At 73.9% G+C, this 23,176-nt stretch carries 20 protein-coding genes and 1 tRNA gene; 10 read left to right on the plus strand and 11 right to left on the minus strand.

Going from position 1 to position 23,176, the window contains the following annotated elements:
- The first annotated feature begins 24 nt into the window (after window positions 1–24).
- The 4 genes from ACGFSH_RS29050 to ACGFSH_RS29065 all read left to right on the plus strand — a co-directional run bounded on the left by ACGFSH_RS29050 (window position 25) and on the right by ACGFSH_RS29065 (window position 3,040).
- Window positions 25–101 (plus strand) — tRNA-Pro (locus ACGFSH_RS29050).
- 223 nt (window positions 102–324) lie between these two features.
- Window positions 325–897, plus strand: coding sequence for a TetR/AcrR family transcriptional regulator (locus tag ACGFSH_RS29055; protein WP_069772659.1), 573 nt, complete (start codon window positions 325–327; stop codon window positions 895–897).
- Window positions 898–1,100: 203 nt separating this feature from the next.
- A complete protein-coding gene (locus ACGFSH_RS29060; protein ID WP_393353646.1) occupies window positions 1,101–2,279 on the plus strand; it encodes an acyl-CoA dehydrogenase family protein in 1,179 nt (392 codons plus the stop codon).
- 2 nt (window positions 2,280–2,281) lie between these two features.
- Window positions 2,282–3,040, plus strand: a complete 759-nt coding sequence (locus ACGFSH_RS29065) for an SDR family NAD(P)-dependent oxidoreductase (RefSeq protein ID WP_393353648.1) — start codon at window positions 2,282–2,284, stop codon at window positions 3,038–3,040.
- A 49-nt stretch (window positions 3,041–3,089) separates the two neighbouring features.
- Here ACGFSH_RS29065 and ACGFSH_RS29070 read toward each other — a convergent pair whose 3' ends face one another.
- On the minus strand, window positions 3,090–3,875 hold the full coding sequence (locus ACGFSH_RS29070; RefSeq protein ID WP_393353650.1) for a GntR family transcriptional regulator: 786 nt from the start codon (window positions 3,873–3,875) through the stop codon (window positions 3,090–3,092).
- A gap of 434 nt (window positions 3,876–4,309) precedes the next feature.
- On the opposite strand from ACGFSH_RS29070, the gene ACGFSH_RS29075 reads away from it, so the two are divergent.
- The 4 genes from ACGFSH_RS29075 (at window position 4,310) to ACGFSH_RS29090 (ending at window position 7,809) form a co-directional block, all read left to right on the plus strand.
- On the plus strand, window positions 4,310–5,329 hold the full coding sequence (locus ACGFSH_RS29075) for a substrate-binding domain-containing protein (RefSeq protein WP_393353652.1): 1,020 nt from the start codon (window positions 4,310–4,312) through the stop codon (window positions 5,327–5,329).
- A complete protein-coding gene (locus ACGFSH_RS29080) occupies window positions 5,329–6,405 on the plus strand; it encodes an ABC transporter permease (protein WP_393353654.1) in 1,077 nt (358 codons plus the stop codon). Before ACGFSH_RS29075 ends, ACGFSH_RS29080 begins: the two co-directional genes overlap by 1 nt.
- 5 nt (window positions 6,406–6,410) lie before the next feature.
- Window positions 6,411–7,331, plus strand: a complete 921-nt coding sequence (locus ACGFSH_RS29085) for an ATP-binding cassette domain-containing protein (RefSeq protein ID WP_393353656.1) — start codon at window positions 6,411–6,413, stop codon at window positions 7,329–7,331.
- A 211-nt stretch (window positions 7,332–7,542) separates the two neighbouring features.
- Complete coding sequence (locus tag ACGFSH_RS29090) at window positions 7,543–7,809, plus strand: hypothetical protein (protein ID WP_393353907.1); 267 nt, start codon at window positions 7,543–7,545, stop codon at window positions 7,807–7,809.
- A gap of 63 nt (window positions 7,810–7,872) precedes the next feature.
- Here the strand turns inward: ACGFSH_RS29090 and ACGFSH_RS29095 are convergent, their stop codons facing one another.
- Window positions 7,873–8,877, minus strand: coding sequence for a Gfo/Idh/MocA family oxidoreductase (locus ACGFSH_RS29095; RefSeq protein WP_393353658.1), 1,005 nt, complete (start codon window positions 8,875–8,877; stop codon window positions 7,873–7,875).
- A 269-nt stretch (window positions 8,878–9,146) separates the two neighbouring features.
- Window positions 9,147–10,316 carry a phytanoyl-CoA dioxygenase family protein gene (locus tag ACGFSH_RS29100; protein WP_393353897.1) on the minus strand — a complete coding sequence of 390 codons (1,170 nt, stop codon included), beginning with the start codon at window positions 10,314–10,316 and terminating at the stop codon, window positions 9,147–9,149.
- A 129-nt stretch (window positions 10,317–10,445) separates the two neighbouring features.
- Here ACGFSH_RS29100 and ACGFSH_RS29105 point away from each other — a divergent pair, with 129 nt between their 5' ends.
- Window positions 10,446–11,480 carry a LacI family DNA-binding transcriptional regulator gene (locus ACGFSH_RS29105; protein WP_393353660.1) on the plus strand — a complete coding sequence of 345 codons (1,035 nt, stop codon included), beginning with the start codon at window positions 10,446–10,448 and terminating at the stop codon, window positions 11,478–11,480.
- A gap of 78 nt (window positions 11,481–11,558) precedes the next feature.
- Here ACGFSH_RS29105 and ACGFSH_RS29110 read toward each other — a convergent pair whose 3' ends face one another.
- Window positions 11,559–12,230 (minus strand): hypothetical protein, encoded by a 672-nt coding sequence (locus ACGFSH_RS29110; protein WP_393353662.1) that lies wholly within the window; start codon window positions 12,228–12,230, stop codon window positions 11,559–11,561.
- 125 nt (window positions 12,231–12,355) lie between these two features.
- Window positions 12,356–13,528 (minus strand): Gfo/Idh/MocA family protein, encoded by a 1,173-nt coding sequence (locus ACGFSH_RS29115; protein ID WP_393353664.1) that lies wholly within the window; start codon window positions 13,526–13,528, stop codon window positions 12,356–12,358.
- A 160-nt stretch (window positions 13,529–13,688) separates the two neighbouring features.
- Here ACGFSH_RS29115 and ACGFSH_RS29120 point away from each other — a divergent pair, with 160 nt between their 5' ends.
- Window positions 13,689–14,774, plus strand: coding sequence for a LacI family DNA-binding transcriptional regulator (locus tag ACGFSH_RS29120; RefSeq protein WP_393353666.1), 1,086 nt, complete (start codon window positions 13,689–13,691; stop codon window positions 14,772–14,774).
- Here the strand turns inward: ACGFSH_RS29120 and ACGFSH_RS29125 are convergent.
- The 6 genes from ACGFSH_RS29125 to ACGFSH_RS29150 form a co-directional block, all read right to left on the minus strand.
- On the minus strand, window positions 14,764–15,108 hold the full coding sequence (locus tag ACGFSH_RS29125) for a cupin domain-containing protein (RefSeq protein WP_393353668.1): 345 nt from the start codon (window positions 15,106–15,108) through the stop codon (window positions 14,764–14,766). The two genes, ACGFSH_RS29120 and ACGFSH_RS29125, sit on opposite strands and share 11 nt — an antisense overlap.
- A 107-nt stretch (window positions 15,109–15,215) precedes the next feature.
- Window positions 15,216–16,283: a class I SAM-dependent methyltransferase gene (locus ACGFSH_RS29130; protein ID WP_393353670.1), complete on the minus strand. Its 1,068-nt coding sequence runs from the start codon at window positions 16,281–16,283 to the stop codon at window positions 15,216–15,218.
- Window positions 16,280–17,467, minus strand: coding sequence for a glycosyltransferase (locus ACGFSH_RS29135; protein WP_393353672.1), 1,188 nt, complete (start codon window positions 17,465–17,467; stop codon window positions 16,280–16,282). Before ACGFSH_RS29135 ends, ACGFSH_RS29130 begins: the two co-directional genes overlap by 4 nt.
- Complete coding sequence (locus ACGFSH_RS29140) at window positions 17,464–18,291, minus strand: alpha/beta fold hydrolase (RefSeq protein ID WP_393353673.1); 828 nt, start codon at window positions 18,289–18,291, stop codon at window positions 17,464–17,466. Before ACGFSH_RS29140 ends, ACGFSH_RS29135 begins: the two co-directional genes overlap by 4 nt.
- Window positions 18,292–18,294: 3 nt before the next feature.
- Window positions 18,295–18,621 carry an acyl carrier protein gene (locus ACGFSH_RS29145; protein ID WP_329415574.1) on the minus strand — a complete coding sequence of 109 codons (327 nt, stop codon included), beginning with the start codon at window positions 18,619–18,621 and terminating at the stop codon, window positions 18,295–18,297.
- Entirely contained in the window at window positions 18,618–23,126 is a 4,509-nt protein-coding gene (locus tag ACGFSH_RS29150; RefSeq protein ID WP_393353898.1) for a beta-ketoacyl synthase N-terminal-like domain-containing protein, read from the minus strand. The genes ACGFSH_RS29145 and ACGFSH_RS29150 overlap by 4 nt, the downstream gene beginning before the upstream one ends.
- Window positions 23,127–23,176 lie beyond the last annotated feature (50 nt).

Consider the following 23,176-nt stretch of genomic DNA (forward strand, 5'->3'; position numbering starts at 1 on the left):
GGCGAACAGCCGTGCAGAGCGCACCGGGACGTGGCGCAGCTTGGTAGCGCACTTGACTGGGGGTCAAGGGGTCGCAGGTTCAAATCCTGTCGTCCCGACCAGCTTCACGGCAGGTCGGAAGCCGCTTTCTCACACAGAGAAGGCGGCTTCGGTGCGTCCGGGCCCGTTCGCGGCCGTGGCCGTGCTCCCGCCGGCTCCGCCAGGACCCTTGCGCGCAGGCGCACTTCGAGGCGGCATCGACGCGGCGGCCGGCCAAGACCCCGGACGCCGCGCACCGGGTCCGGGGGGTGACCGGGCGGTAACCGGGGAGGCTACGCTGGGATCATGCCGTCCCCCCGTCGTACCGCCCGACAGTCCGAGCTGCTGGAACGACTTGTCGCGCTGCTGACGGCGGAGGGGTTCTCGGACTTCACCCTGGACGACCTCGCCGAGCGGCTGCGCTGCTCGAAGACGACCCTCTACCAGTTGGCCCGCAGCAAGCAGGGGCTCGTCGTGGAGGCCGTCAAGCACTACTTCCGCGGGGCCACCGAGGCCGTCGAGAAGCGGGTGGGGCAGACCGTGGACCCCTCGGACCGGGTCCGCGTCTACCTGAGCGCCGTCGCCGAGCAGCTGCGCCCGCTCTCGCGCCGGTTCCTCCAGGACGTCGCGGACTTCCCGCCCGCACGCGAGGTGTACGAGGCCAACACCCGGATGGCCGCGGAGCGGGTGCGCCGGCTGATCGCCGAGGGCGTCTCGGACGGCGCCTTCCGCGAGGTGCACACCGCGTTCGTCGGCGAGGTCGCGGCCGCGACCATGCGCCAGATCCAGCAGGGCGAGCTGAAGGCGCGCACCGGGCTCACCGACGCCGAGGCCTATGAGCAGCTCGCCTCGCTGATCGTGCACGCCGTCTCGTCCTGAGCGTGTACGAGGGCCCTTCCTGACGCCCGGCGTCCCGTCCGCCTCCCTCTTCCCTGTCGTAGCCGCGGCATCTCCCTGATTTCCCTGGTCGACGCCCGATGCGGGGTGCCGTGGAGCACTCGGGTGGAGTACCGTGGATGATACGTTCGTACACACGCCAGTATCATTCTCGGTACTGACAGCACTTCTACGTGGAGGTCACCATGCCTGCCACTCGCGCCCTGCCGACCGAGGAGGCCGTCGAGCTCATCCAGCTCACGCGCACCCTCGCCGCCAAGGAACTCGCACCCCGGGTCGCCGACGCGGAGGCCGACGGGTCGTTCCCGCGAGACGTGTTCCGCACCCTCGGGCGCAGCGGCCTGCTCGGGCTGCCCTTCCCCGAGGAGTTCGGCGGGGCGGAGCAGCCCTACGAGGTCTACCTCCAGGTGCTGGAGGAGGTGGCCGCCGTCTGGTCGAGCGTCGCCGTGGGCATCTCCGTGCACGCCCTGTCCTGCTTCCCGCTGGCCCGCTTCGGCACCGACGAGCAGCGGCGCAGGTGGCTGCCGGACATGCTGGGCGGCGAGCTGCTCGGCGCGTACTGCCTGTCCGAGCCGCACGCCGGCTCCGACCCGGCGGCCATGCTCACCCGCGCGGTCCGCGACGGCGACTCCTACGTGCTGAACGGCTCCAAGGCCTGGACCACGCACGGCGGTTACGCCGACTTCTACACCGTGATGGCCCGCACCTCCGACGACCGCACCCACGGCATCTCCTGCTTCCTGGTCCCGGCCGACGCCCCCGGGCTGAGCGCCGACCCGCCCGAGCGCAAGATGGGCCTGACGGGTTCGGCGACCGCCACCATGCGGCTCGACGACGTCCGGGTGCCCGTGGAGCGCCGGATCGGCGAGGAGGGCCAGGGCCTGAAGATCGCGCTCGCCTCCCTCGACTGCGGCCGGCTCGGCATCTCGGCCGTCGCCACCGGCCTCGCCCAGGGCGCCCTGGACCACGCGGTGCGCTACGCCCGCGAGCGGGAGACGTTCGGCAAGCCGATCATCGAGCACCAGGGCCTGGCGTTCGTCCTCGCCGACATGAGCGCCGCGATCGAGTCGGCGCGGGCCGCCGCGCTGTCCGCCGCCCGCCTGAAGGACATCGGCGTGCCCTTCACACGGGAGGCGTCCATCGCCAAACTCGTGGCCACGGACAATGCCATGAAGGTGACCACGGACGCCGTGCAGGTGCTCGGGGGATACGGATACACCCGTGACTTCCCGGTGGAGCGCTTCATGCGCGAGGCCAAGGTCATGCAGATCTTCGAAGGAACCAACCAGATCCAGCGCATGATCATCTCCCGTGCGCTGGACCGCGACGAGGGCGGTGTGCTCACCGTCCTCGGCAAGGAGTGATGATGCAGCTCGAGAACACCGCCGCCCTCGTCACCGGCGGTGCGTCCGGCCTCGGCGCGGCCACCGCGAAGGCCCTCGCCGGCCGGGGCGCCCGGGTCTTCGCCCTCGACCTCAAGGACGGCGTCGACAAGGCGCCCGAGGTCGACGGCGTCACCTACGTCCCCGCCGACGTCACCGACCCCGAGCAGGTGCGCGCCGCCGTGGAGACCGCGGCCGGCTCCGGCGTCCCGCTGCGGACGGTGGTCAACTGCGCGGGCATCGGCCCGTCGGCGCGGATCCTCGGCAAGAAGGGCCTGCACGACCTGGGCCTGTACGCCAAGGTGATCCAGATCAACCTGGTCGGCACGTTCAACGTGCTCGCCCTCGCCTCCGAGGCCATCGCCGCGACCGAGGCGGACGGGGACGGCCAGCGGGGCGTCATCGTCAACACCGCGTCCATCGCCGCGTACGACGGCCAGATCGGCCAGGCGGCCTACGCGTCCTCCAAGGGCGGGGTCGTCGGCCTGACCCTGCCCGCCGCGCGCGACCTCGCGCAGTACGGCATTCGGGTGTGCACCATCGCCCCGGGCATCGTGGAGACGCCGATGCTGGCGACGGTGTCGGAGGAGTTCCGGGCCGGACTCGCGGCCGGGGTGCCCTTCCCGCGCCGGCTGGCCCGCCCCGAGGAGTACGCGCAGCTCGCCCTGTCGATCGTCGACCACGACTACCTCAACGGCGAGACCATCCGGATGGACGGCGCCCTGCGGATGGCCCCCAGGTAGCTCTCGCGTAGCTCGAGAGTGGCACCCCCGGGCCTCCGGCCCGGTACACCTAGGTTCTGACCAGTAGCTGGAAGTCGAAGGAGTACCGGGACGCGCGGTAGATGTGCGTCCCGTACTCCACCGGCCGGCCGGTGTCGTCGTACGCCGTGCGCCGCATGGTCAGCAGGGCCGCTCCCTCGCGTTCCGCGAGCAGGGCGGCCTCTTGCGCGGTGGCCGAGCGGGCCCCCACGCTCTGGTGCGCGCTGTGCAGGGTGATGCCCGCCGAGCGCAGCAGCCGGTACAGGCCGGTCGCCTCCAGGCGTCCGGTGCCGAGGTCCGCCACCGCCGATGGCAGGTAGTTGCGCAGGAACGCCACCGGCTGGCCGTGCGTGGCGCGCAGCCGCTCCAGCAGGGTCACCTCGTCGCCCTCCCCGATGCCCAGCGCGGCCGCCACCTCGGCGCTCGCCGGCACGCGTTCGTTGCGCAGGACGGCGGTGGTGGGGCCCTGCCCGGCCGCCTCCAGATCGTCGTAGAGGCTGCTCAGTTCCAGCGGCCGTCTGACCTGGCTGTGCACCACCTGCGTGCCCACTCCGCGGCGGCGCACCAGCAGGCCCTTGTCGACGAGCGACTGGATCGCCTGGCGGACGGTCGGGCGGGACAGGCCGAGGCGGGTCGACAGATCGATCTCGTTGCCCAGCAGGTTGCCGGGGGCCAGGGCCCCGTTCTCGATCGCCGCCTCCAGCTGCTGGGCGAGCTGGTGGTAGAGCGGCACCGGGCTGGAGCGGTCCAGCGCGAAGTGCAGCGCGTCGAGCGCGGAGCCGGACACCGCACGGACGCGTTCGCCGGTCTTCGCCATCGGAGCGCCTCCTCGGTTCGGTGGGCGCGCGCCGTCCGAGGGGTACGCGCCCGCGCCGGGGGTAGGGATCGATCTTGATGCGCCCCCTCGTGATCGAACGCCGTGGCCGGACAGGTACGGTCGTACGACCCGATTCCACGGTGGCCGGGGGCCCGGTGTCCCCCAGGTGTAGGTCCGTGGGACCCCCGGTGTCAATAGTTTGTTCTAACATTCGGACCTGATCGTGAAATGATGTCTTAACAAAGTATTGACAGGCGGCCCGGCACGGGATTGGATCCCGTCCCAGCAGCGCACGGGCCGGGTCCGGGACACCTGAACAGTCGCGGACTCGGCCCCATGGCCCCAATCTGAGGAGAAACGGGCCCCCTGATCCTCGCGATCGACCTCCCCCCTTCCTCGTCGTTTTCCCCGTAGCACAGTGAGGTGCAGGAAAGATGGACAGCTCTTCTCCCTCCCGCTCGCGCAGAATCGCCCCGGTCGTGGCCATGGCCGCGGCGGTGGCCCTGACCCTCGCGGGCTGCTCCAGCAGCTCCGGCGGAAAGAAGTCCGAGGAGAGCGCGGACGGCGCTTCCGCGGGCAAGGCGAGCACTCCGCAGATGACGGTCGCCCTGGTGACCCACCAGTCGCCCGGCGACACCTTCTGGGACATCGTCCGCAAGGGCGCCCAGGCCGCCGCCGACAAGGACAACGTCAAGCTGGTGTACTCCGCCGACCCGAGCGCGGGCGGACAGGCCAACCTGATCCAGAACGCGATCGACCAGAAGGTCGACGGCATCGCGGTCACCCTCGCCAAGCCCGACGCCCTCAAGGCCGTCATCGCCAAGGCGACCGCCGCGAAGATACCCGTGGTGGGCCTCAACTCCGGCGTCAGCGAGTGGAAGAAGCTCGGCCTGCTGGAGTTCTTCGGCCAGGACGAGACGGTCGCCGGCGAGGCCCTCGGCAACAAGCTGAACTCGCTGGGCTCCAAGAAGGTCGTCTGCGTCATCCAGGAGCAGGGCAACATCGGCCTGACCCAGCGCTGCGACGGCGTGAAGAAGACGTTCTCCGGATCCGTGGAGAACCTCTACGTCAACGGCACCGACATGCCGTCCGTGAAGTCGACGATCACCGCCAAGCTCAGCCAGGACAAGGGCGTCGACCACGTCGTCACCCTCGGCGCCCCCATCGCGCTGACCGCGGCGCAGTCCGTCTCCGACGCCGGCAGCAAGGCCAAGATCGCCACCTTCGACCTCAACAAGGACCTGACCGGGGCCATCAGCAAGGGCACCGTCGAGCTGGCGGTCGACCAGCAGCCCTACCTCCAGGGCTACCTGGCCATCGACTCGCTGTGGCTCTACAAGAACAACGGCAACTACATGGGCGGCGGGGAGCAGCCGGTGCTGACCGGGCCCGCCTTCGTGGACAAGTCCAACGTCGACGCGGTGGCCGCCTACGCCGCGAAGGGCACCCGGTGATGAGCATGACTCGGCACGCCGAGCCGGCGGTGGGAACACCGCCGGCCCCCGGCCGCAAGGAGAGTGACGGCCGGACCGCGCAACGCCCCCTGGCGCTGCGCCTGCTGGCCCGCCCCGAGGTGGGAGTCTTCCTCGGCGCGGTCGCGGTGTACGTCTTCTTCCTGATCTCGGCGCCGCCGGTGCGCGAGGGCAGCGCGATGGCGAACATCCTCTACCAGTCGTCGACCATCGGGATCATGGCGCTGCCCGTCGCGCTGCTGATGATCGGCGGCGAGTTCGACCTGTCGGCCGGCGTCGCGGTGATCACCTCGGCGCTCACCGCGAGCATGCTCAGTTACCAGCTCACCATGAACGCCTGGGTGGGCGTGGTCGTCGCGCTTCTGGTCTCCCTGGGCATCGGCTTCTTCAACGGCTGGATGGTCGTCCGCACCGGCCTGCCCAGCTTCCTGATCACGCTGGGCACGTTCCTGATCCTCCAGGGCGTGAACCTGGCCGTCACCAAGCTGGTCACCGGCAACGTGGCCACCGACGACATCAGCGACATGGACGGCTTCGACCAGGCGAAGAAGGTCTTCGCCTCGTCGTTCGAGGTCGGCGGCGTCCAGGTGAAGATCACGATCGTGTACTGGCTGGTGTTCGCGGCCCTGGCCACCTGGGTGCTGCTGCGCACCCGGTACGGCAACTGGATCTTCGCGGTCGGCGGCAACAAGGAGTCGGCGCGCGCGGTCGGCGTGCCGGTGACCTTCACCAAGATCTCGCTGTTCATGCTGGTCGGCCTCGGCGCCTGGTTCGTCGGCATGCACCAGCTGTTCACCTTCAACACCGTGCAGTCCGGCGAGGGCGTCGGCCAGGAGCTGATCTACATCTCCGCGGCCGTGATCGGCGGCTGTCTGCTGACCGGCGGCGCCGGCTCGGCGATCGGCCCGGTCTTCGGCGCGTTCATGTTCGGCATGGTCCAGCAGGGCATCGTCTACGCGGGCTGGAACCCCGACTGGTTCAAGGCCTTCCTCGGCGTGATGCTCCTCGGCGCCGTCCTGATCAATCTGTGGGTCAGCCGCACGGCGACCCGGAGGTGACCCCCATGACATCCAGCAACCACGACGGCGCCCACGGGGCCGTCATCGCGGACGCCGCCGCCGAGGGCGCCGAGGGGGCGATCGTCGAGCTGCGGAACGCGGGCAAGTCCTACGGCAACATCCGGGCCCTGCACGGCGTCAGCCTGACCGTCCACCCCGGCCGGGTGACCTGCGTCCTGGGCGACAACGGCGCCGGCAAGTCCACCCTCATCAAGATCGTCTCCGGGCTGCACCAGCACACCGAGGGCGAGTTCCTGGTCGACGGCGCCCCCGTGCGCTTCAGCACCCCGCGCGAGGCCCTCGACCGCGGCATCGCCACCGTCTACCAGGACCTGGCCACCGTGCCGCTGATGCCGGTGTGGCGGAACTTCTTCCTCGGCTCGGAGATGACCAAGGGCTCCGGGCCGCTGCGCCGCCTGGACATCGCCAGCATGAAGAGGACCGCCGACGAGGAACTGCGCAACATGGGCATCGTCCTGGACGACCTGGAGCAGCCCATCGGCACGCTCTCCGGCGGCCAGCGCCAGTGCGTGGCGATCGCCCGCGCCGTCTACTTCGGCGCCCGCGTCCTCATCCTGGACGAGCCCACCGCCGCCCTCGGCGTCAAGCAGTCCGGCGTCGTGCTGAAGTACATCGCCGCCGCCCGCGACCGCGGCCTCGGCGTCATCTTCATCACCCACAACCCGCACCACGCCTACATGGTCGGCGACCACTTCAGCGTCCTGCGCCTGGGCACCATGGAGCTCACCGCCTCCCGCGACCAGGTCAGCCTGGAGGAACTCACCAACCACATGGCCGGCGGCGCCGAACTCGCGGCCCTGAAGCACGAGCTGTCCCAGGTGCGCGGGGTCGACGTGGACCGTCTTCCGGAGGAGAAGGACCTCACCGCCCCGGTGGTGGCCGCCCCGGCCGAGGAGAGGTCCTGACACGGCCCTGAGCCCCGCGCCGCGGCCGGCGAACCATGAGCGCGGCACCCCGTGGGTGCCGCGCTCATGGCGTCCTTCGCCCGGATTCCCGGCCTGCGGCGGAACACACGGCGAGAGCGGGACGTTGGAAGGGGTGCGGGGTGTCGGACGTCCGCGGGTGCGGGGTGTCCGACGGTCCGGGGCGAGTCGGTCCGTGCACGGGGAGGGTGAGATGCGCAAGCAGGAGCGGGAAGCCGCCGCGGTGGAGGGTCGTGTCGCGGAGGACGGCGTGCCGCCGGAGGGCGCTGCCGAGAAAAGCGTTGTGGAGGATGGCGCAGGGGCGGACGGCGCCGCGGTGGAGGGCCGTCGGGCCCGGTTCGGCGCGCTGCCCGAGCGGGTGCGCCCGCAGGACATGGTGGAGGAGCGCCCGGCGACGCCGAGAGACCCGGCGCGCGACGCCTACGACCCGGACGAGTTCGCGGTCCGGTACGGCCTGTGAGACGGCGGGGGCGGCCGGGGAAGCACTTCTCCCCGGCCGCCCCCGCCGGGCGGGTCCGTCGGCTCAGGCGGACCGCACCTCGTCGATCGTCACCGGCCGGTGCTCGTGCAGGGACAGCGTGCACGCCTCCGCGATCCAGCCCGCCTCCAGGGCGTCCTCGATCGTGCAGGGCGAGGGCCGGGAGCCCGCCACGACTTCGGTGAACGCGGTCAGTTCGGCGCGGTAGGCGGCGGTGAAGCGGTCCATGAAGAAGTCGTGCGGGACACCGGCGGGGAAGGTGACGCCGGGCTCCACCGAGCGCAGCGGCAGCTTGTCCTCCAGACCGACCGCGATGGAGTCGGTGAAGCCGTGCAGCTCCATGCGGACGTCGTAACCCCTGGCGTTGTGGCGGGAGTTGGAGACCACGGCGATCGTGCCGTCGTCGAGGGTGAGGACCGCCCCGGTGGTGTCGGCGTCGCCCGCCTCCCGGATGTAGTCCGCGCCCCGGTTGCCGCCGACGGCGTACACCTCCGTCACCTCGCGGCCCGTCACCCAGCGGATGATGTCGAAGTCGTGCACGGAGCAGTCCCGGAAGATGCCGCCGGACGCGGCGACGTAGGCGGCCGGCGGCGGGGCCGGGTCCAGGGTCGTCGAGCGGACGGTGTGCAGCGTGCCCAGCTCGCCCGCCCGCACGGCCGCACGCGCGGCGGCGAAGCCGGCGTCGAAGCGGCGGTTGTAGCCGATCTGGATGGGCACGGCGCTGCCCCGCACGGCGTCGAGCACCGCGACGCCCTCGGTCATCGTCCTGGCGACGGGCTTCTCGCAGAAGACGGGGACGCCCGCCTCGACGGCGGAGAGGATCAGCCCCGGATGGGCGTCGGTCGCCGCCGCGATGACGACGCCGTCCACCCCGGCGGCCAGCACGGCCTCGGGGGAGTCCGCGACGTCGGCGCCGAACCGTTCGGCGGCGGTCTTGGCGGCCTCCGCGTACGGGTCGGCCACGACGAGCGACTCGACGGCGTCGAGTCCGAAGAGGGTCTCGGCGTGGAAGGCGCCGATGCGGCCGAGGCCGAGGATTCCGATGCGCATGGGACGTGCAGCTCCTTGAGGGTCTTACGGGAGGGGGACGGGCGTCAGAGCGGCGGGCCGGAGAAGGACCGGCCGGAGGGGGACGGGCGGAAGGGAGGAACGTGGGGGCGCGGGAGCGCAGGCGTGGGGCCGGTGGTGACGGCCCGGCCGGCCCGGGACCTCCGGGACCGCGCGCCGGCGACAATGGCCCGGCCGCACCGGGCCGCCGCGTCGGCTGCCGTGGCCGGCGCGGACGTCGTCGTGGGGAAGTCCCATGCCCGCCCCTTCCCTCAGCTGGTGCGGCGCCGGGCGGCCGTCCGCAGCGCGTCCCGCAGGGTGCGCGGAGTCCACTCCTCGTGCAGCGCGCGGCGCACGAGGTCGGCCTGCGAGGGCGGTGCGAGACCGTCGAGGGGCGGGTCGGCGTCGAGGTTGGTGGGGAAGGGGTAGCCCTCCGCGCTCGCGGCGACGACCCGCTCCAGCCAGTCCTCGTCCGCGCCCTGCGCCCGGCGTCGCAGCAGTACGGGGAAGACCGCGCCCGCCACCGCCTCCCGGTCCACCGTCTCCATCGCCCGCCCGAAGGCGGAGGAGACCTGGAGCAGGTTGGCCGTGCGGCGCACGTCGGTGGTGCGGTTGCGGCCCGCCGCGTGCAGCACGGCCGGGTTGAAGAAGACGGCGTCGCCCTTGGCCAGCGGGATCTGCACGCGCTGGGCGGCGAAGTAGGCCTGGAACTCCGGCAGCCGCCAGGCCAGATAGCCCGGCTCGTAGGTCTGCGAGTACGGCAGGTACAGGGTGGGGCCGGTCTCCACCGGCATGTCGCAGTGCGCGACCGCGCCCTGGAGCGTGAGCACGGGGGAGAGCCGGTGGACGTGCGCCGGATAGGCGGCGGCCGTCTCCTCGGAGAGGAACCCCAGGTGGTAGTCGCGGTGGGCGCGCTGGGCCGCACCGCCGGGGTTGACCACGTTGACCTGCGCGGTCACCTGGTAGCCCGGGCCCAGCCAGGCCCGCGAGGCGAGCGCGAGGACGTCGTTGGCGTAGTAGTCCGCGAACGTCTCCGGGTCGTACAGGGCGGTCTTCTCCAGGGCGTTCCAGACCCGGTCGTTGGCGCCGGGCGCGGCGAAGTGGTCGCCGGCGGCCGCACCCGAGGCGCGCTGCTCGGCGATCAGCGCCTCGAAGACGGCGGTGGCGCGGTCGACGACCGCCGGGTCGAAGGCGCCCCGGAAGAGCACCACGCCGGGGCCGTCGGAGAAGGCGCGCACCAGCTCGGCGCGGAGGGCCCGGACCGTTCCGGCGTCCGCCGCCCGCAGCCGCTCGCTGTCGTAGACGAGGACGCCGCCCTCGACGGAGGCGGCGTGCGGGTAGTCCGCGAGGTCGGTGCCGCGCTCGACGAGGGCGCGCAGGTCGTCGACGTCGCAGTGCCGGCCGGCCGGCCAGGCACGGTCGCGGGTGGAGGTGAAGGACATCGTCGTCCCTTCGATGACGGCTCGGTGACAGCGGCGGCTCGGTGCTGTCATTCTTGTCAGTACAAACCCGTCGAACAACCAGCACGCGGCCGTCAAAAACCCCTCAAGCCGACCTTCCAGGAGCCTTCCGTGGGCCACCCCTTCCCGCTGCGGGAGATCGCACGTCAGGCCGGACTCAGCGAGGCGACGGTGGACCGGGTCCTCAACGGCAGGGGCGGGGTGCGGGACTCCACCGCGCAGGAGGTGCGCCGGGCCATCGCGGACCTCGACCGGCAGCGCACCCAGGTCAGACTGGTCGGCCGCACCTTCATGGTCGACATCGTGATGCAGGCGCCGGAACGGTTCACCACGGCCGTCCGGTCCGCGCTGGAGGCGGAGCTGCCGTCGCTGCACCCGGCGGTGCTGCGCTCCCGCTTCCACTTCCGCGAGACCGGGCCGGTGCGGGAGCTGGTGGAGATCCTGGACCGGACGGCCCGGCGGGGCTCGCAGGGCGTCATCCTCAAGGCGCCGGACGTCCCCGAGGTCACGGCCGCCGTGGGCCGGCTGGTGGCCGCCGGCATCCCGGTCGTCACCCTGGTCACGGACCTGCCCGCGAGCGCCCGCCTCGCCTATGTCGGCATCGACGACCGGGCCGCCGGGGCCACCGCCGCCTACCTCATGGGCCAGTGGCTCGGCGACCGCCCAGGGAACGTGCTCACCAGCCTGAGCAGCGGCTCCTTCCGCAACGAGGAGGAGCGCGAGATGGGGTTCCGCAGCCTGATGCGGGCCCGCCATCCGCGGCGCGCGCTCGTCGAGATCGCCGGGGGACAGGGCCTGGACGCCACCCAGTACGACCTGGTGCGGGCCGCGCTGGAACGCGATCCGGCGATCCGCGCCGTGTACTCGATCGGCGGCGGCAACATCGCCACCCTGCGGGCCTTCGCCGACCTCGGCCGCGCGTGCGACGTGTTCGTGGCCCACGACCTCGACCAGGACAACACCGGGCTGCTGCGCGAGCACCGGCTGTCCGCCGTCCTCCACCACGACCTGCGGCACGACGTGCGCGAGGCCTGCCACACCGTGATGCGGGCGCACGGCGCGCTGCCCCCGGCCGGCCCCCGGCTGCCGTCCGCGATCCAGGTGGTCACCCCGTACAACATGCCGCCGCGGGCGGCGGCCGGCTGACGCGGCCGCCCCCCGCGGCGGGGGCTCTCGGTACGGCGTCCGGTCCCGGCGCCGGGTGGACGGGCGGGGCTCGGCTCCTCAGTGGTGCAGCGCGGGCGAGGCGGCCGGCGGGGCGGCGACCCGGGCCGAGCGGCGGACCGCCGCGACGCCCACGGCCAGCAGCCAGTAGCTGAGGAGCGCCCCCATCATCGCCGTCGTGGCCCAGCCGTTCGCCGCGTAGAAGAACGCCGGGTCGTTGCCGAAGAACAGCGACGGCACGAACAGCAGGCTGACGGCCGCCAGGACGTAGGCGCAGCGGCCGGTCCAGCGGGGCAGCACTCCGCTGCGGGCGACCGCGTGGCCGAACGCCGCCAGCCACAGGCCCGTCATGAGGCGGGAGATCGTCCCGTACAGGATGTAGGTGCCGCTGACGTCGATGGTCGGGTCGATCGGGTGGTCCACGGCGATGACCGCGCCGGCCTCCAGCCCCATCGAGACCAGGGTGACGGTGGCGTGGACCAGGCCGGTGGAGAGGACCATCGAGCCGAGCCACCCGTGTTCCGGGGCGGCCCGGGCGACGAGTTCGCGGAACGCGGTCAAGAACACGACCAGGCCGGCCAGCGCGACGATCCCCAGCAGCAGCCGGGACAGGACGTTCGCGTCCGGCGGCGGGCCGGAGTAGACGAAGTAGAGCGGCACCTCCACGATCAGGGCGATCGCGGCGACGAGGGCCGCGAGGCCGGTCGTGCGGCGGGCGAGTGCTTCGGTCATGGAATTCCCCCGAGGTCTCGGTGTGGCGGTTCCGGCGCCGGCGTCCGTGTGCTCGCCGGCCCCTGAAGCGTGCCGTTCCGCGGGGTCCGCCGTCCCTGGGCCTGGGGACCGGATCGGGGGTGGTGCTACGGACACCACCCCCCGGGGTGCACGTCCGCCCAGCCGCCGCTGTGCGCGGACCGCGTCATCGCGTCCAGCACGCGCGCGCTGTGCACGGCGTCGGCGAGCGTCGTCCCGTGCGGGACGCCCTCGGCGACCGAGCGCAGGAACCGGTACGCCTCGACGACCTTGAGGTCGTCGTAGCCCATGGCGTTCGCGGCACCCGGCTGGAACGCCCCGAACTCGCCGTCGCCCGGGCCGACGTACACCGTGCTGACGGGCTGGTCCTGGTAGGACGTGCCGCGGCTGACGCCCAGCTCGTTCATCCGCCGGAAGTCCCAGAACACCGCGCCCTTCGTGCCGTGCACCTCGAAGCCGTAGTTGTTCTGCTCGCCGACGGAGACCCGGCACGCCTCCAGCACGCCCCGCGCGCCGGACGCGAAGCGCAGCAGGCAGCTGACGTAGTCCTCGTTCTCGACCGGGCCGAGCGCGCCGCCGAAGGCCCGGGCGTGGCCCGCCGTCGCGCCCGTGGGGCGGGCCCGCTCGGGCACGAACACCGCCGTGTCGGCCGTCAGCGCGGTGATCTCGCCGAGCAGGAAGCGGGCCAGGTCCGCGCCGTGCGAGGCCAGGTCGCCCAGCACCCCGCTGCCGCCCCGCTCGCGTTCGTACCGCCAGGTCAGAGCGCCGTCCGGATGGGCCGCGTAGTCGCTGAGGAGCCGGACGCGGACATGGGTGATCGCGCCAAGCTCGCCGGACGCGATCAGGTCGCGGGCCGCCTCGACGGCCGGGGCGTTGCGGTAGTTGAAGCCGACCGCGCCCTGCACGCCCGCCGCGGCGACCGCGTCGGCCACCGCGCGGGCGTCTTCGACCGTGAGGCCCACGGGCTTCTCGATCCAGATGTGCTTGCCTGCCCCGGCCATCGCGACGCCGATCTCACGGTGCAGGAAGTTCGGCGCGGTGATGCTGACGGCTCCCACGCGCGGATCGGCGGCCACCTCCCGCCAGTTGCGGGTGGTGGCGGTGAAGCCGAACCGTTCGGCCGCCTCCTCGGCCCGGCCGGGCACCTCCTCGGCGACGACGACCAGCTCCGGACGCAGGGTCAGCTCCGGGTAGTGGTGCCGGACCCGGGCATAGGCCTGGGTGTGCACCCGGCCCATCCAGCCGAACCCGACGACGGCGACACCGAGCGCGTCCACCATGACGGCTCCTCTCAGCCCGGAGCGGCATATTAGACCGGTCCACATTCTGTCCATGCTATTTCCATGTCCTGACATCCCTACCCTGAAGCCGCTCCGAGCAGGGTGTCAAGGGCCGTAACCCCGTTTGACAACCGGTCAACCACATGGAACGGTCCATGTCATGAGACCACCGACCATCCGTGACGTCGCCGAACGCGCGGGCGTGTCCAAGTCACTGGTCTCCCTCGTGCTGCGCGGCTCCGGGCAGGTGCGCGCGGAGAAGCGGGAGGCCGTGCTGCGCGCCGTGCGGGAACTCGGCTACCGTCCCAACGCGGCGGCGCGCGCCCTCAGCGAGACACGCGCCCCCGCCGAAGTCCGCACCGTGGCCGAGAGCCGCGACCTCCCCTCCGCCCGTCCGCGTCCCGGCGCCCGGACGGGGACGCCCCTGGTCGGCGTCCTCCTGCACGACCTGCGCAACCCCTGGTACGTCGACCTCGTGGACGGCCTCAACTCCCTGCTCCACGCGAGCGGCCTGCACATGCTGCTCGCCGACGCCCGCCTGAACCGCCGCGTCGGCCAGGACCCGGCCGGCTCCTTCCTGGACCTGGGGGCCGACGGGCTGGTGGTCGTCGGCACCCTGCCCGACCCGGCGGCGCTGGACGCGGTCGCCGCCCGGATCCCGGTCGTCGTCGCGGGCGCCCGCGAACCCGTCCCGCCGGGCGTCGACGTCGTCGCCGGGGACGACGAACAGGGCGCGCGGCTGGCCACCGAGCACCTTCTCGCGCTCGGCCACCGCCGGATCGCCCACATCGCGGGCTACGGCGCGGTCGGCGAGCTGCGCCGGCGCAGTTTCGAGGCGGTCATGCGGGCCCACGGGGCGGAGGCGGCCGTCGAGCCCAGCGACATGACCGAGGAGGGCGGGCACCGCGCCGCCGTGCGGCTGCTGGCCCGCGCGGACCGGCCGACCGCCGTGTTCGCCGTCAACGACATCGCCTGCGTGGGCGCGCTGTCGGCGGCCGGGGACCTGGGCCTGAGCGTGCCCGGCGACCTCTCCGTCGTCGGCTACGACAACACGAGCACGTCGCGGCTGCGCCACCTGTGGCTGACCACCGTGGACAACGCCGGTCACGAGGTGGGACGGCGCGCGGCCCGCTGTCTCCTCGACCGGATCGAGGGGGGCGCGGGCGCGGGGCGGGTCCGACTGGCCGCCCCGCAGCTGGAGATCCGCGGGACGACGGCCCCGGCGGCCGCGCCGCTCACCGGTTGATCGCGTAGACCTTGCGCAGCGTCTCGTGGACCGTCCACGTCGTGCGGTCGCCCTCGCGCAGCACGGCCATGTCACCGGGGCCCACCGTCAGCACGGGCCCGCCCTCGACCTCGACCGTCGCCGACCCGCTGATCACGACGAACAACTCGTCCGCCTCGGTGTCGGTGACCACGCCGGGAGTGATCTGCCAGATCCCCCGGAGCCGCCGCCCGTCCTCGGACTCCCACACCACCTTCCCGCTGACCTCGGGGGCGCCGGAGACGATCTGCCCCGGGTCGAGCGGCTCGGGTTCGAGGTCGGCGTCGGGGACGTGCAGAGCGAAGCTGTGAGTCATGCGGCGACCCTAACGACCGGCCCCGCCCCGGCGGAGTGGACACCGTGTGTGGTCCGGACGCCCCGAGGACGGCAGTCCGTCGCCCGCAGGTGGCCCGCACCCGCCCCTCACTCGCGCCGGGCCACGAGCCGGTACGCGTTCGACACCCCCAGCCGCCGGGACAGCGGCCGTACCGCGAACCGGTCGAGCAGGGTGCCCGCCACCAGCGCCGGGACGCCCGCGAGCAGCAGCGCCGCGCGCAGCGCGCGCCGTGCCGCGCTCGGCGGGGCGGGCAGCCAGGGCGCGTCGTCGCGCGGGGCCGCGTGGTCCAGCGCCAGCCAGACGGCGGCCAGCAGGTCCACCGGGTCGTGCGGCTCGGCGTGCTGCTCGGCCACCACCGTGAAGCCCAGCTCCCGCAGCCGTGCGCGCAGGTTGGCCACCGGCACGAAGTGCAGATGCTGCGGTTGCAGCCAGGGCAGCCACCAGCGGCCCAGCAGGCGCGCGTAACGGCTCTCGGGGTCGGGCACCTCGATGAGCAGGTGCCCGCCGGGCCGTACCGCCGTGTGCGCGGCGCGCAGCTCGCGGTCGGGGTCGGTGCTGTGCTCCAGGTAGTGGAACATGCTCACCACGTCGTAGCGGCCCGCGAGTTCGGGCGCGAGGCCGGGGAAGTCGCCCCGGTAGCCGCGCTCCACGCGGCCCTCCCGCTCGGCGAGTTCGACCCCGTCGGTGAAGTCGAGCCCGTCGAAGGCGGTGTGGGGCAGCACCTCGCGCGCGGCCGCGCAGAAGTGGCCGTGCCCGGTGCCGACGTCCAGCCATGTCTTCGGCGCGGGGTCGTGCGGCAGCATCGACTCCGCCCGCCCCCGGTACATCGCCGTGCGGCCCCCGAAGGTGTCGCCGAGCTTCTTCTCGCCCAGCCCGTCGTAGAAGTCCCGGTAGTAGAACTCCAGGCCTTGTTCGTTCAGCCGCGGGTTCTGGAAGGTGTGCCCGCAGTCCCCGCAGCGGTCGAGGACGAACCGGCCCGGTTTGTGCTGGAGCAGGTCGGTGGTGCGCAGCCGGGTGGCCAGCTCCGGTGAGCCGCACCAGGGGCAGTCGGTGCGGCGGGGCTCGAAGAAGCGTTCCGGCCCGGCGGCGAGGTCCGCCTGGTAGGCGGGCCGCAGTGCGGCGATCCGCGCGGTGCGCTCGCTCTTGTCGCTCATCGGGACTCCCTGGCCAGTTCGTCGAGTCGGGCCGCGGCGGCCGGGGCGCCGCCCGCGGCGCGGAAGGCCGTGCCGATCCTGCCGGCCGCGGCGCGGTGCGCGGGGTCGTCGAGGACGGCGTCGAGCGCCGTGCCGAGCTGCCGGGGCGCGACCCGGCCGAACCGCACCCGCACCCCGGCCCCCGCGGCCACGACCTGCCCGGCCACGACCGGCTGGTCGTCCCGGATGGGGGCAACCACCAGCGGTGTCGCATGCCACAGGGCCTCGCACACGCTGTTGTGCCCGCCGTGGCACACCAGCGCGTCGACCCCCCGCTCCAGCAGGGCGAGCTGCGGCACGGACGGGACGATCAGCACGTCCTTGTCGCCCTGTGTCCCGCCCTGTGCCCCGCCGGGCGACGCCAGAGTGCCGCCGGGGTCGACGATCACCGTCTGCACCCGGTCGGCCCGTTCCCGCGAGGCGGTGCGGCACACGTCGAGGAACCGGCCGCCGACGTCGGCGTTCGCGGTGCCCAGGGTGACCAGGACGGTGCCGCGGCCGGGGTCGAGCCACTCCCAGGGGAAGCCCGCCGCGGCCGGCCGGGACGTGATCGACGGCCCCACCCAGCAGACCCCGTCACGCGCGCCGCCCGCCAGCTCCGGGGTGCTGAAGGCGAGGACGAGGTGTGGGGAGAAACGCGGGTCGGTGCGCGCGGCCGGATCGCCGACCGACTCGCGCAGCGTGGCCAGCCGCTCCCGCAGCCACGCGGCCACCTTGGGCAGTCCGGCGAGCGGGTCGGTGAACTCCGCCGACGTGGTCGCCGAGGTCGCCCACGGCAGGCCCAGCCGCTCGGCGACCAGCGCGCCGGCGAAGGCCTGCTGGTCGGCGACGACGACGTCCGGCCGGAACGCCTCCACCGCGGCCCGGACCCCCGGGGCCATCGCCTCGGCCAGCGGCAGCAGGTACCACTCCCACAGGAACTTCAGCGCCTCCGGCCCGCGCAGTTCGGCCGGCCGCTCGCCCCGCGGCGCTCCGGCGCAGGCCATGACCTCTCCGGCCGCCGGGCCCGCCAGCCGGGCTACCAGCGCCGGATCGGGGCAGGCCCACGCCACCCGGTGGCCGCGCGCGGCGAGTTCGGCGGCGACGCCGACGGCCGGGTTGATGTGTCCCGTCAACGGCGGCACCACGAACAGGAAGCGGCTCATCCGGTCGCCTCCGCCGCCACCCGCCCGGACGGGCGCCCGGCCTCCTCGACGAGTGCGAGGACGTGCCCGCCGACCGTCCCGGACGCCTCCACCAGGACCGAATGCTCGTGGCCCGGGATCACCACGGTCCGGCAGTCGGGCAGCGCCGCCTCCAGCTCGGGCGCCAGGGCGGCGAGGTCGGAGTCGCCGCCGTACACCCCGAGCACCGGGCAGCGCACCGCCGCGATCTGCTCCCGTGTCAGCACCCGGCTCGCGGGGATGTCCCGGCCGAGGCTGGTGTCCCGGGCCAGCCGGGCCGCGCCCTTGGCCAGCCGGGCGGTGTTGTGCCCGCGGTGGGCGGAGATCCAGCGGATCGCGTCGGGCTCGTTGTGGGCGAGCTGGGTGACGATCCGGTCCAGGATGCCGCCGAGTTTCACGGCCCAGGCCGCGGTGGCCGGTTCCGACTCGATGAGGCTGACGCTCGCCGCCCGCTCCGGCCGCCGGGCCGCGAAACCGAACGCGATCGTGCCGCCGTAGGAGTTGCCGACCAGATGCACGCGGCCGGTCACCGCCAGCCGGTCCAGCAGGGCCTCCAGGTCGTCGATGTTGTCGTCCAGCGTGTACCCCCGCGCCGGGCGTTCGCTGCGTCCGTGCCCGCGCAGGTCGTACATGACGACGTCGAGCCCGGCGGCGGCGAACGCCGGCGCGACGGTGAAGTAGTAGCTCGCCAGGCTGTCGGTGAGCAGACCGTGCACCAGCACCACGGTGGCGGTGGCCGGCCGGCCCGCCCGGGGGCCGATCCGCTGGACGTGCAACCGGACGGCGCCGGTGTCGACCATCGCCATGGCTCAGCTCGCCTCCGTGGCCTTCAGGCTGGTCACGACGTACTCGACCAGCCGTCCGACGGTCAGCTCGATGATCTCGTCGAACTCCATGTCCGCCAGGAACTCGGCGAAGTTGACGCGCTCGCCGTAGCGCTCCTGGAGCAGTCCGGCAAGGGTGACCAGGTCGATGCTCTCCAGCTCCAGGTCGCGGTTGAAGGTCGTCGCCATGCCGATCTCGACGTCGTCGAGGCCGTACTCGTCCTCCAGGAGCCGCGCCAGCATGGCGGTGAGGTCGGCGAGGACGGACGCCTCGTCGGGGGTGACGGGGGTGCGGGGGGCGGGGGTTGTCATCGGGCGTCGTACTCCTCAGCGGTCGGTTGTCCCGTCGTCCATGCCACGGCGTAGGCGCGCTCCGGCAGCCGGGGCGGGTTGGCGGCCGGAGCGCAGTGCACCGTGCAGGCGCGTGCGAGGCGGCCCGCGACGGTCAGCCGGTCGCCGGCCGGTGTCGCGTCGAGCACGGCGAAGTCCCGCGGCCGGCCGCCGAATCCGGAGCCCTCGGACTTGGCGACGGCCTCCTTCGCCGCCCAGAACCGGGTGAACCACAGGGCCTCGCCGTCGCCCGTCTGCTCCGAAAGGCGGCGCAGCAGCCGCAGTTCGCCGGCGCCGAGGGCGGCCGCCATGGCCTGCGGGGCGCGCTCGACGACCTCCTCGACGTCGATCCCCGGTCCGGGGCCGGGCCGGTGCGGCCGCACGATCGCCACGGCCGCCTCCGCGCAGTGGGCCAGCGAGACGTCCAGCGGGGGCAGGAGCCGGCCGTGCACCCCGGTGACGTACGGGCGGCCCGCGTCGTCGTTGTGCACCCGCAGCTCCGCCGGGAACACCGGGCCCTCGCCCTGGTCCCACAGCCACCGGCGCACCGCGTCCTTGGCGGCGATCCGGCCCAGCAGCCACTGCCGGCGGCCGCGCGGAGCGTGCCGGGCGTACTCGGCGCGCTCCGCGCCGCCCAGGGAGTTGCGCATGATCAGCTCGCGGGACGCCAGGTCCGGCCACCGCTCGTGCAGCAGCATCCAGCCGCCCGGCCGGGCCTCGGACAGGGTGTGGCGCTCCGGGAACCGCTCGACGGGCCGGGTCTGCGGGTCGTTGTCGAAGCGGCGGTCCTGCCAGCCGTACAGCTCCGCCCACACCGTCCCCCCGGCCGTCAGCTGGACGTCGGCCTCCAGGAGCGTGTCGGTGAGCGAGGCGATCCGCACCAGGCAGTCCACCTCCGTGCCCGGCGCCGGATGCGGCCCGTAGAAGCGCATCTCGCGCATCCCCACCGGGAACACCACGGTCCGCTCGGCCCGGGTCGCCATGATCCAGTAGCCGAGGATCTGGCCGACGTTGTCCAGCAGGGCGCCCGGAGCGGCCGGGGTGCGCAGACGTCCGCGCACATGGCGTTCGCCGATCGCGGTCAGCTCGGCGACCCCCTGGAACGCCGGTCCGTGGAACATCCAGCGTTCGGCGTAGAGCTGGGCGGCGGTGTGGTCGGGGGTGCGCTCGTCGCGCGGGTCGACCGGCCAGAGGGCGGGCGGCGGCGCGGGATGGGCGGCGGCGAGTTCCACGGTGGCGCGGGCGCGCGGACCGAAGGAGACGGCGAGGCGGCCCGGCTCCTCGGGCGTCACGGTGACGGGCACGTCGACGGCCGGGGTGGCGGTGAGCCACTCCTCGAAGCGCGCGCCGTGCACGGCGGCCGCCACCGTGCCGGGGGCCGTCTCCAGGGCCGCGTCCACGATGTGCTGCACGATCGTCGTCGCCGGGACGACGGGCCAGCGGTCGGCCGTCTCGGGCCAGCCGGGCCGCTGGGGGAAGAAGCAGTGGTCCAGCAGGTACGGCATCGTGTCGGGGGAGACGCGGACGGTCGTGCGCCGCGGCCCCCACGCCGCGGAGGCGGCGGACGCCGCCGTCCCCGCCGTCCCGGCCGTCCGTGCGGACATCAGGGCGGCGGCCGTGTCCGCGGTCTCGCGCAGCAGGGCGCTCAGTTCGGCGGCCATCGGGGAGCCGCCCGCGAGCGCGTCCAGCGGCGACGGGCCGCCCGGACCCGGCGCGGGGGCGGACGCACCCGGATCCCGGTGGGACTCGCCGCGCGGTCCGCCGTGCAGCCCCCCGCGCAGTTCGGCCCGCAGTCCGGCGAGCCGTCCGGGGGCCAGGGACACCAGGGCGCCGCCCAGGTCCAGCCGCACCGGCGGGCGCCGGCCCCCGGCCGCCGTACCGGCGCGGCGCAGGGACGGCGACACCGCCGCGCCCGCCGTCCACAGCGCGGTGGCCACCCGGCGCAACTGCGCGAGTCCGCCGCGGTGGGGCGAGTTCGCGGCGACCACCAGATGGTCGCGAGCGCCCAGCGTGTCCCCCACGAGGGAACCGAGCTGACCCGGCCCGACCTGCACGAACACCCGGTGGCCCGCGGTGTGCAGGGCCTCGGTCAGCTGCCGGAACCGCACCGGCTCCAGCAGGTGCCGCACGAACAGGGCCCGCACGCCCGCCTCGTCGGCGGGGAACGGCGCGGCGGTCGTGCCCGACCAGAGCGGGGTGTGCGGCGGATGCAGCCGGAACCGGCGGGCGGCCTCCTCGATGGGCGCCAGATGGGGGCGCAGCATCGGGGTGTGGAAGCCCGACCGGAACGGCAGCACCTGGCTGAGGACGCCCTGGGCGCGCCGCGCCCGCACGAACTCCTCCACCGCGGCCTGCGGACCGCACACCATCGACTGGCCGGGCGCGTTGTCGTGGGACAGGACCAGGCCCGCCCGGTCCCCGCCCTCGTCGCGCAGGGCGGCCAGGACGCTCTCGGCCGACGCCCCGATCGCCCCGAAGGCGAGGCCGGGCACCGCCACCGAGTCCGGGTCGAAGGCGCTCATGAACGCGTCGACCTCGTCCCCCGAGTACAGCCCGGCCGCGGTCATCGCCGTCCACTCGCCGACGCTGTGCCCGGCGACCGCGCCCGGCACGATCCCGGCGCGGCGCAGCGCCGCGTCGAGGAGGCGGCCGACGGCGACGACGCCGAACCCGTGCCGGCCCACGTCGCCCGTCCGGCCCGCGTCGAGTGTGACGGCGGGCAGGCCGAAGTGGGCGGCCACGTCGTCGATCCGCGGGGTGAAGTCGCCCTCCAGGCCGGGAAAGAGGAACGCCGGCCCGCCGTGCCCGGCGCCCAGCAGGGGGCCGGGCCGGAACCAGACGTCGCTTCGGCCGTGCCAGGGCCGCTCGCGGGTCACCGCGCGACGGGCCAGGGCGAGCCGTTTGGCGGTCGGGTCGACGACGCCGAGCCGGGCGGGCCCCGCCTGCGGGTGCGGCCGGTCCGCGTCGAGTCCGGCGGCCCGTACGGCGGCGTCGTCGCCGTCGAGGAGGGCGGCCAGGCGGGCCGGTGAGCCGGCGGCCAGCAGCAGCACCCGTTCGGGCTCGGCGACCCGAAGGGCCGGGTGGGCCTGCACGTCCGTACGTGTCGCGCGGGCGCCCGGCGCCTCCTCCAGTACGACGTGCGCGTTGATCCCGCCGAACCCGAACGCGTTGACGGCGGCCCGGCGCACGGGCCGGAGCCCGCTGGTCTCCCAGTCGGCCGCCTTCTCCAGGGTGCGGAACCGGGTGCGGGCCAGGGCGGGGTGCGGGTCGTCGCAGTGCAGGGTGGGCAGGAGCGTGCGGTGGTGGACGGCGAGCGCGGCCTTGACCAGCCCGGCGACCCCTGCGGCCGGCATCGCGTGCCCGATCATCGACTTCACCGACCCCAGCACGGCGTCCGCGTCACCGGGGCCGAACACGTCGGCCAGCGTGGTGAGTTCGGCGCCGTCACCGGCCGGGGTCGCGGTGCCGTGCGCCTCCAGCAGGCCGATCGAGCCGGGTGCGGCGGGGTCGAGTCCGGCCGCCCGCCAGGCCTGCCGCACCGCCTGCGCCTGGCCGGCCGGATCGGGGTTCATGAGTCCGGCCGCCCGGCCGTCGCCGGCCACGCCGGTGCCCCGGATCACGGCGTAGATCCGGTCGCCGGCCCGCTCGGCGTCGGCCAGCCTCTTGAGGACGACGACACCCGTTCCCTCGCCGATGAGGATGCCGTCGGCGTCCCGGTGGAAGGGGCGGATGCGCTGGCTGGGGGAGAGGGCGCGCAGCTGGGAGAAGACGCTCCACAGGGTGATGTCGTGGCAGTGGTGGACGCCCCCTGCGAGCATCATGTCGCAGCGCCCGGAGGCGAGTTCGCCCACCGCCTGGTCCACGGCGATCAGCGACGAGGCGCAGGCGGCGTCCACCGTGTAGGCGGGTCCGCGCAGGTCGAGCCGGTTGGCGACCCGGGAGGCGGCGAGGTTGGGCACCAGGCCGATCGCCGACTCGGGGCTGTCCGGGCCGAGCCGCTCGGTGAAAGCGGCACGTACCAGGTCGAGTTGGCCGTCCGTCAGGTCGGGCAGCAACTCGCCCAGGGTGCGCACCAGTTGGCCGGCGGTGCGCACCCGCTGGTCGAGCCTGACCAGGCCGGGCGTGAGATAGCCGCCCCGGCCGAGGATCACGCCGACCCGCCCCCGGTCGGGGAGGCGGTCCGTGCCGCCGGCGTCGTCGAGGGCGGCCGAGGCCACGTGCAGCGCGATCAGCTGGTCGGGCTCGGTCCCGGCGACCGAGTTCGGCATGATCCCGAACCGGGTGACCTCCACCTGCGCGAGCCCGTCCACGAATCCGCCCCGGCGGGCGTAGACCCGGTCCGCGACGGCCGGGGCGGAGGCCGTGCCCGGCCGGTAGAACCCGGCGTCCCAGCGCCCCTCGGGCGCCTCGGCGATCGCGTCCACGCCGTCGCGCAGGTTGCGCCAGTAGGCGTCCAGGTCGGGGGCACCCGGCAGCAGCACGGACATCCCGACGATGGCGACCGGCACCTGACGCGTCGTCACAGCCGTGCCGTCGT

This window comes from Streptomyces sp. NPDC048481 (assembly GCF_043200075.1).
Classification (GTDB): domain Bacteria; phylum Actinomycetota; class Actinomycetes; order Streptomycetales; family Streptomycetaceae; genus Streptomyces.

Bases quoted from the DNA above. Each gene is read 5' to 3' on its own strand.
- ACGFSH_RS29130 (WP_393353670.1), bottom strand. From the start codon at position 16,283: ATGAGCGACAAGAGCGAGCGCACCGCGCGGATCGCCGCACTGCGGCCC.
- ACGFSH_RS29140 (WP_393353673.1), bottom strand. From the start codon at position 18,291: ATGGCGATGGTCGACACCGGCGCCGTCCGGTTGCACGTCCAGCGGATC.
- ACGFSH_RS29100 (WP_393353897.1), bottom strand. From the start codon at position 10,316: ATGTCCTTCACCTCCACCCGCGACCGTGCCTGGCCGGCCGGCCGGCAC.
- ACGFSH_RS29065 (WP_393353648.1), top strand. From the start codon at position 2,282: ATGCAGCTCGAGAACACCGCCGCCCTCGTCACCGGCGGTGCGTCCGGC.
- ACGFSH_RS29115 (WP_393353664.1), bottom strand. From the start codon at position 13,528: ATGGTGGACGCGCTCGGTGTCGCCGTCGTCGGGTTCGGCTGGATGGGC.
- ACGFSH_RS29145 (WP_329415574.1), bottom strand. From the start codon at position 18,621: ATGACAACCCCCGCCCCCCGCACCCCCGTCACCCCCGACGAGGCGTCC.
- ACGFSH_RS29125 (WP_393353668.1), bottom strand. From the start codon at position 15,108: ATGACTCACAGCTTCGCTCTGCACGTCCCCGACGCCGACCTCGAACCC.
- ACGFSH_RS29110 (WP_393353662.1), bottom strand. From the start codon at position 12,230: ATGACCGAAGCACTCGCCCGCCGCACGACCGGCCTCGCGGCCCTCGTC.
- ACGFSH_RS29150 (WP_393353898.1), bottom strand. From the start codon at position 23,126: ATGTCCGTGCTGCTGCCGGGTGCCCCCGACCTGGACGCCTACTGGCGC.
- ACGFSH_RS29135 (WP_393353672.1), bottom strand. From the start codon at position 17,467: ATGAGCCGCTTCCTGTTCGTGGTGCCGCCGTTGACGGGACACATCAAC.
- ACGFSH_RS29075 (WP_393353652.1), top strand. From the start codon at position 4,310: ATGGACAGCTCTTCTCCCTCCCGCTCGCGCAGAATCGCCCCGGTCGTG.
- ACGFSH_RS29060 (WP_393353646.1), top strand. From the start codon at position 1,101: ATGCCTGCCACTCGCGCCCTGCCGACCGAGGAGGCCGTCGAGCTCATC.
- ACGFSH_RS29095 (WP_393353658.1), bottom strand. From the start codon at position 8,877: ATGCGCATCGGAATCCTCGGCCTCGGCCGCATCGGCGCCTTCCACGCC.
- ACGFSH_RS29085 (WP_393353656.1), top strand. From the start codon at position 6,411: ATGACATCCAGCAACCACGACGGCGCCCACGGGGCCGTCATCGCGGAC.
- ACGFSH_RS29070 (WP_393353650.1), bottom strand. From the start codon at position 3,875: ATGGCGAAGACCGGCGAACGCGTCCGTGCGGTGTCCGGCTCCGCGCTC.
- ACGFSH_RS29090 (WP_393353907.1), top strand. From the start codon at position 7,543: ATGCGCAAGCAGGAGCGGGAAGCCGCCGCGGTGGAGGGTCGTGTCGCG.
- ACGFSH_RS29080 (WP_393353654.1), top strand. From the start codon at position 5,329: ATGAGCATGACTCGGCACGCCGAGCCGGCGGTGGGAACACCGCCGGCC.
- ACGFSH_RS29055 (WP_069772659.1), top strand. From the start codon at position 325: ATGCCGTCCCCCCGTCGTACCGCCCGACAGTCCGAGCTGCTGGAACGA.
- ACGFSH_RS29120 (WP_393353666.1), top strand. From the start codon at position 13,689: ATGAGACCACCGACCATCCGTGACGTCGCCGAACGCGCGGGCGTGTCC.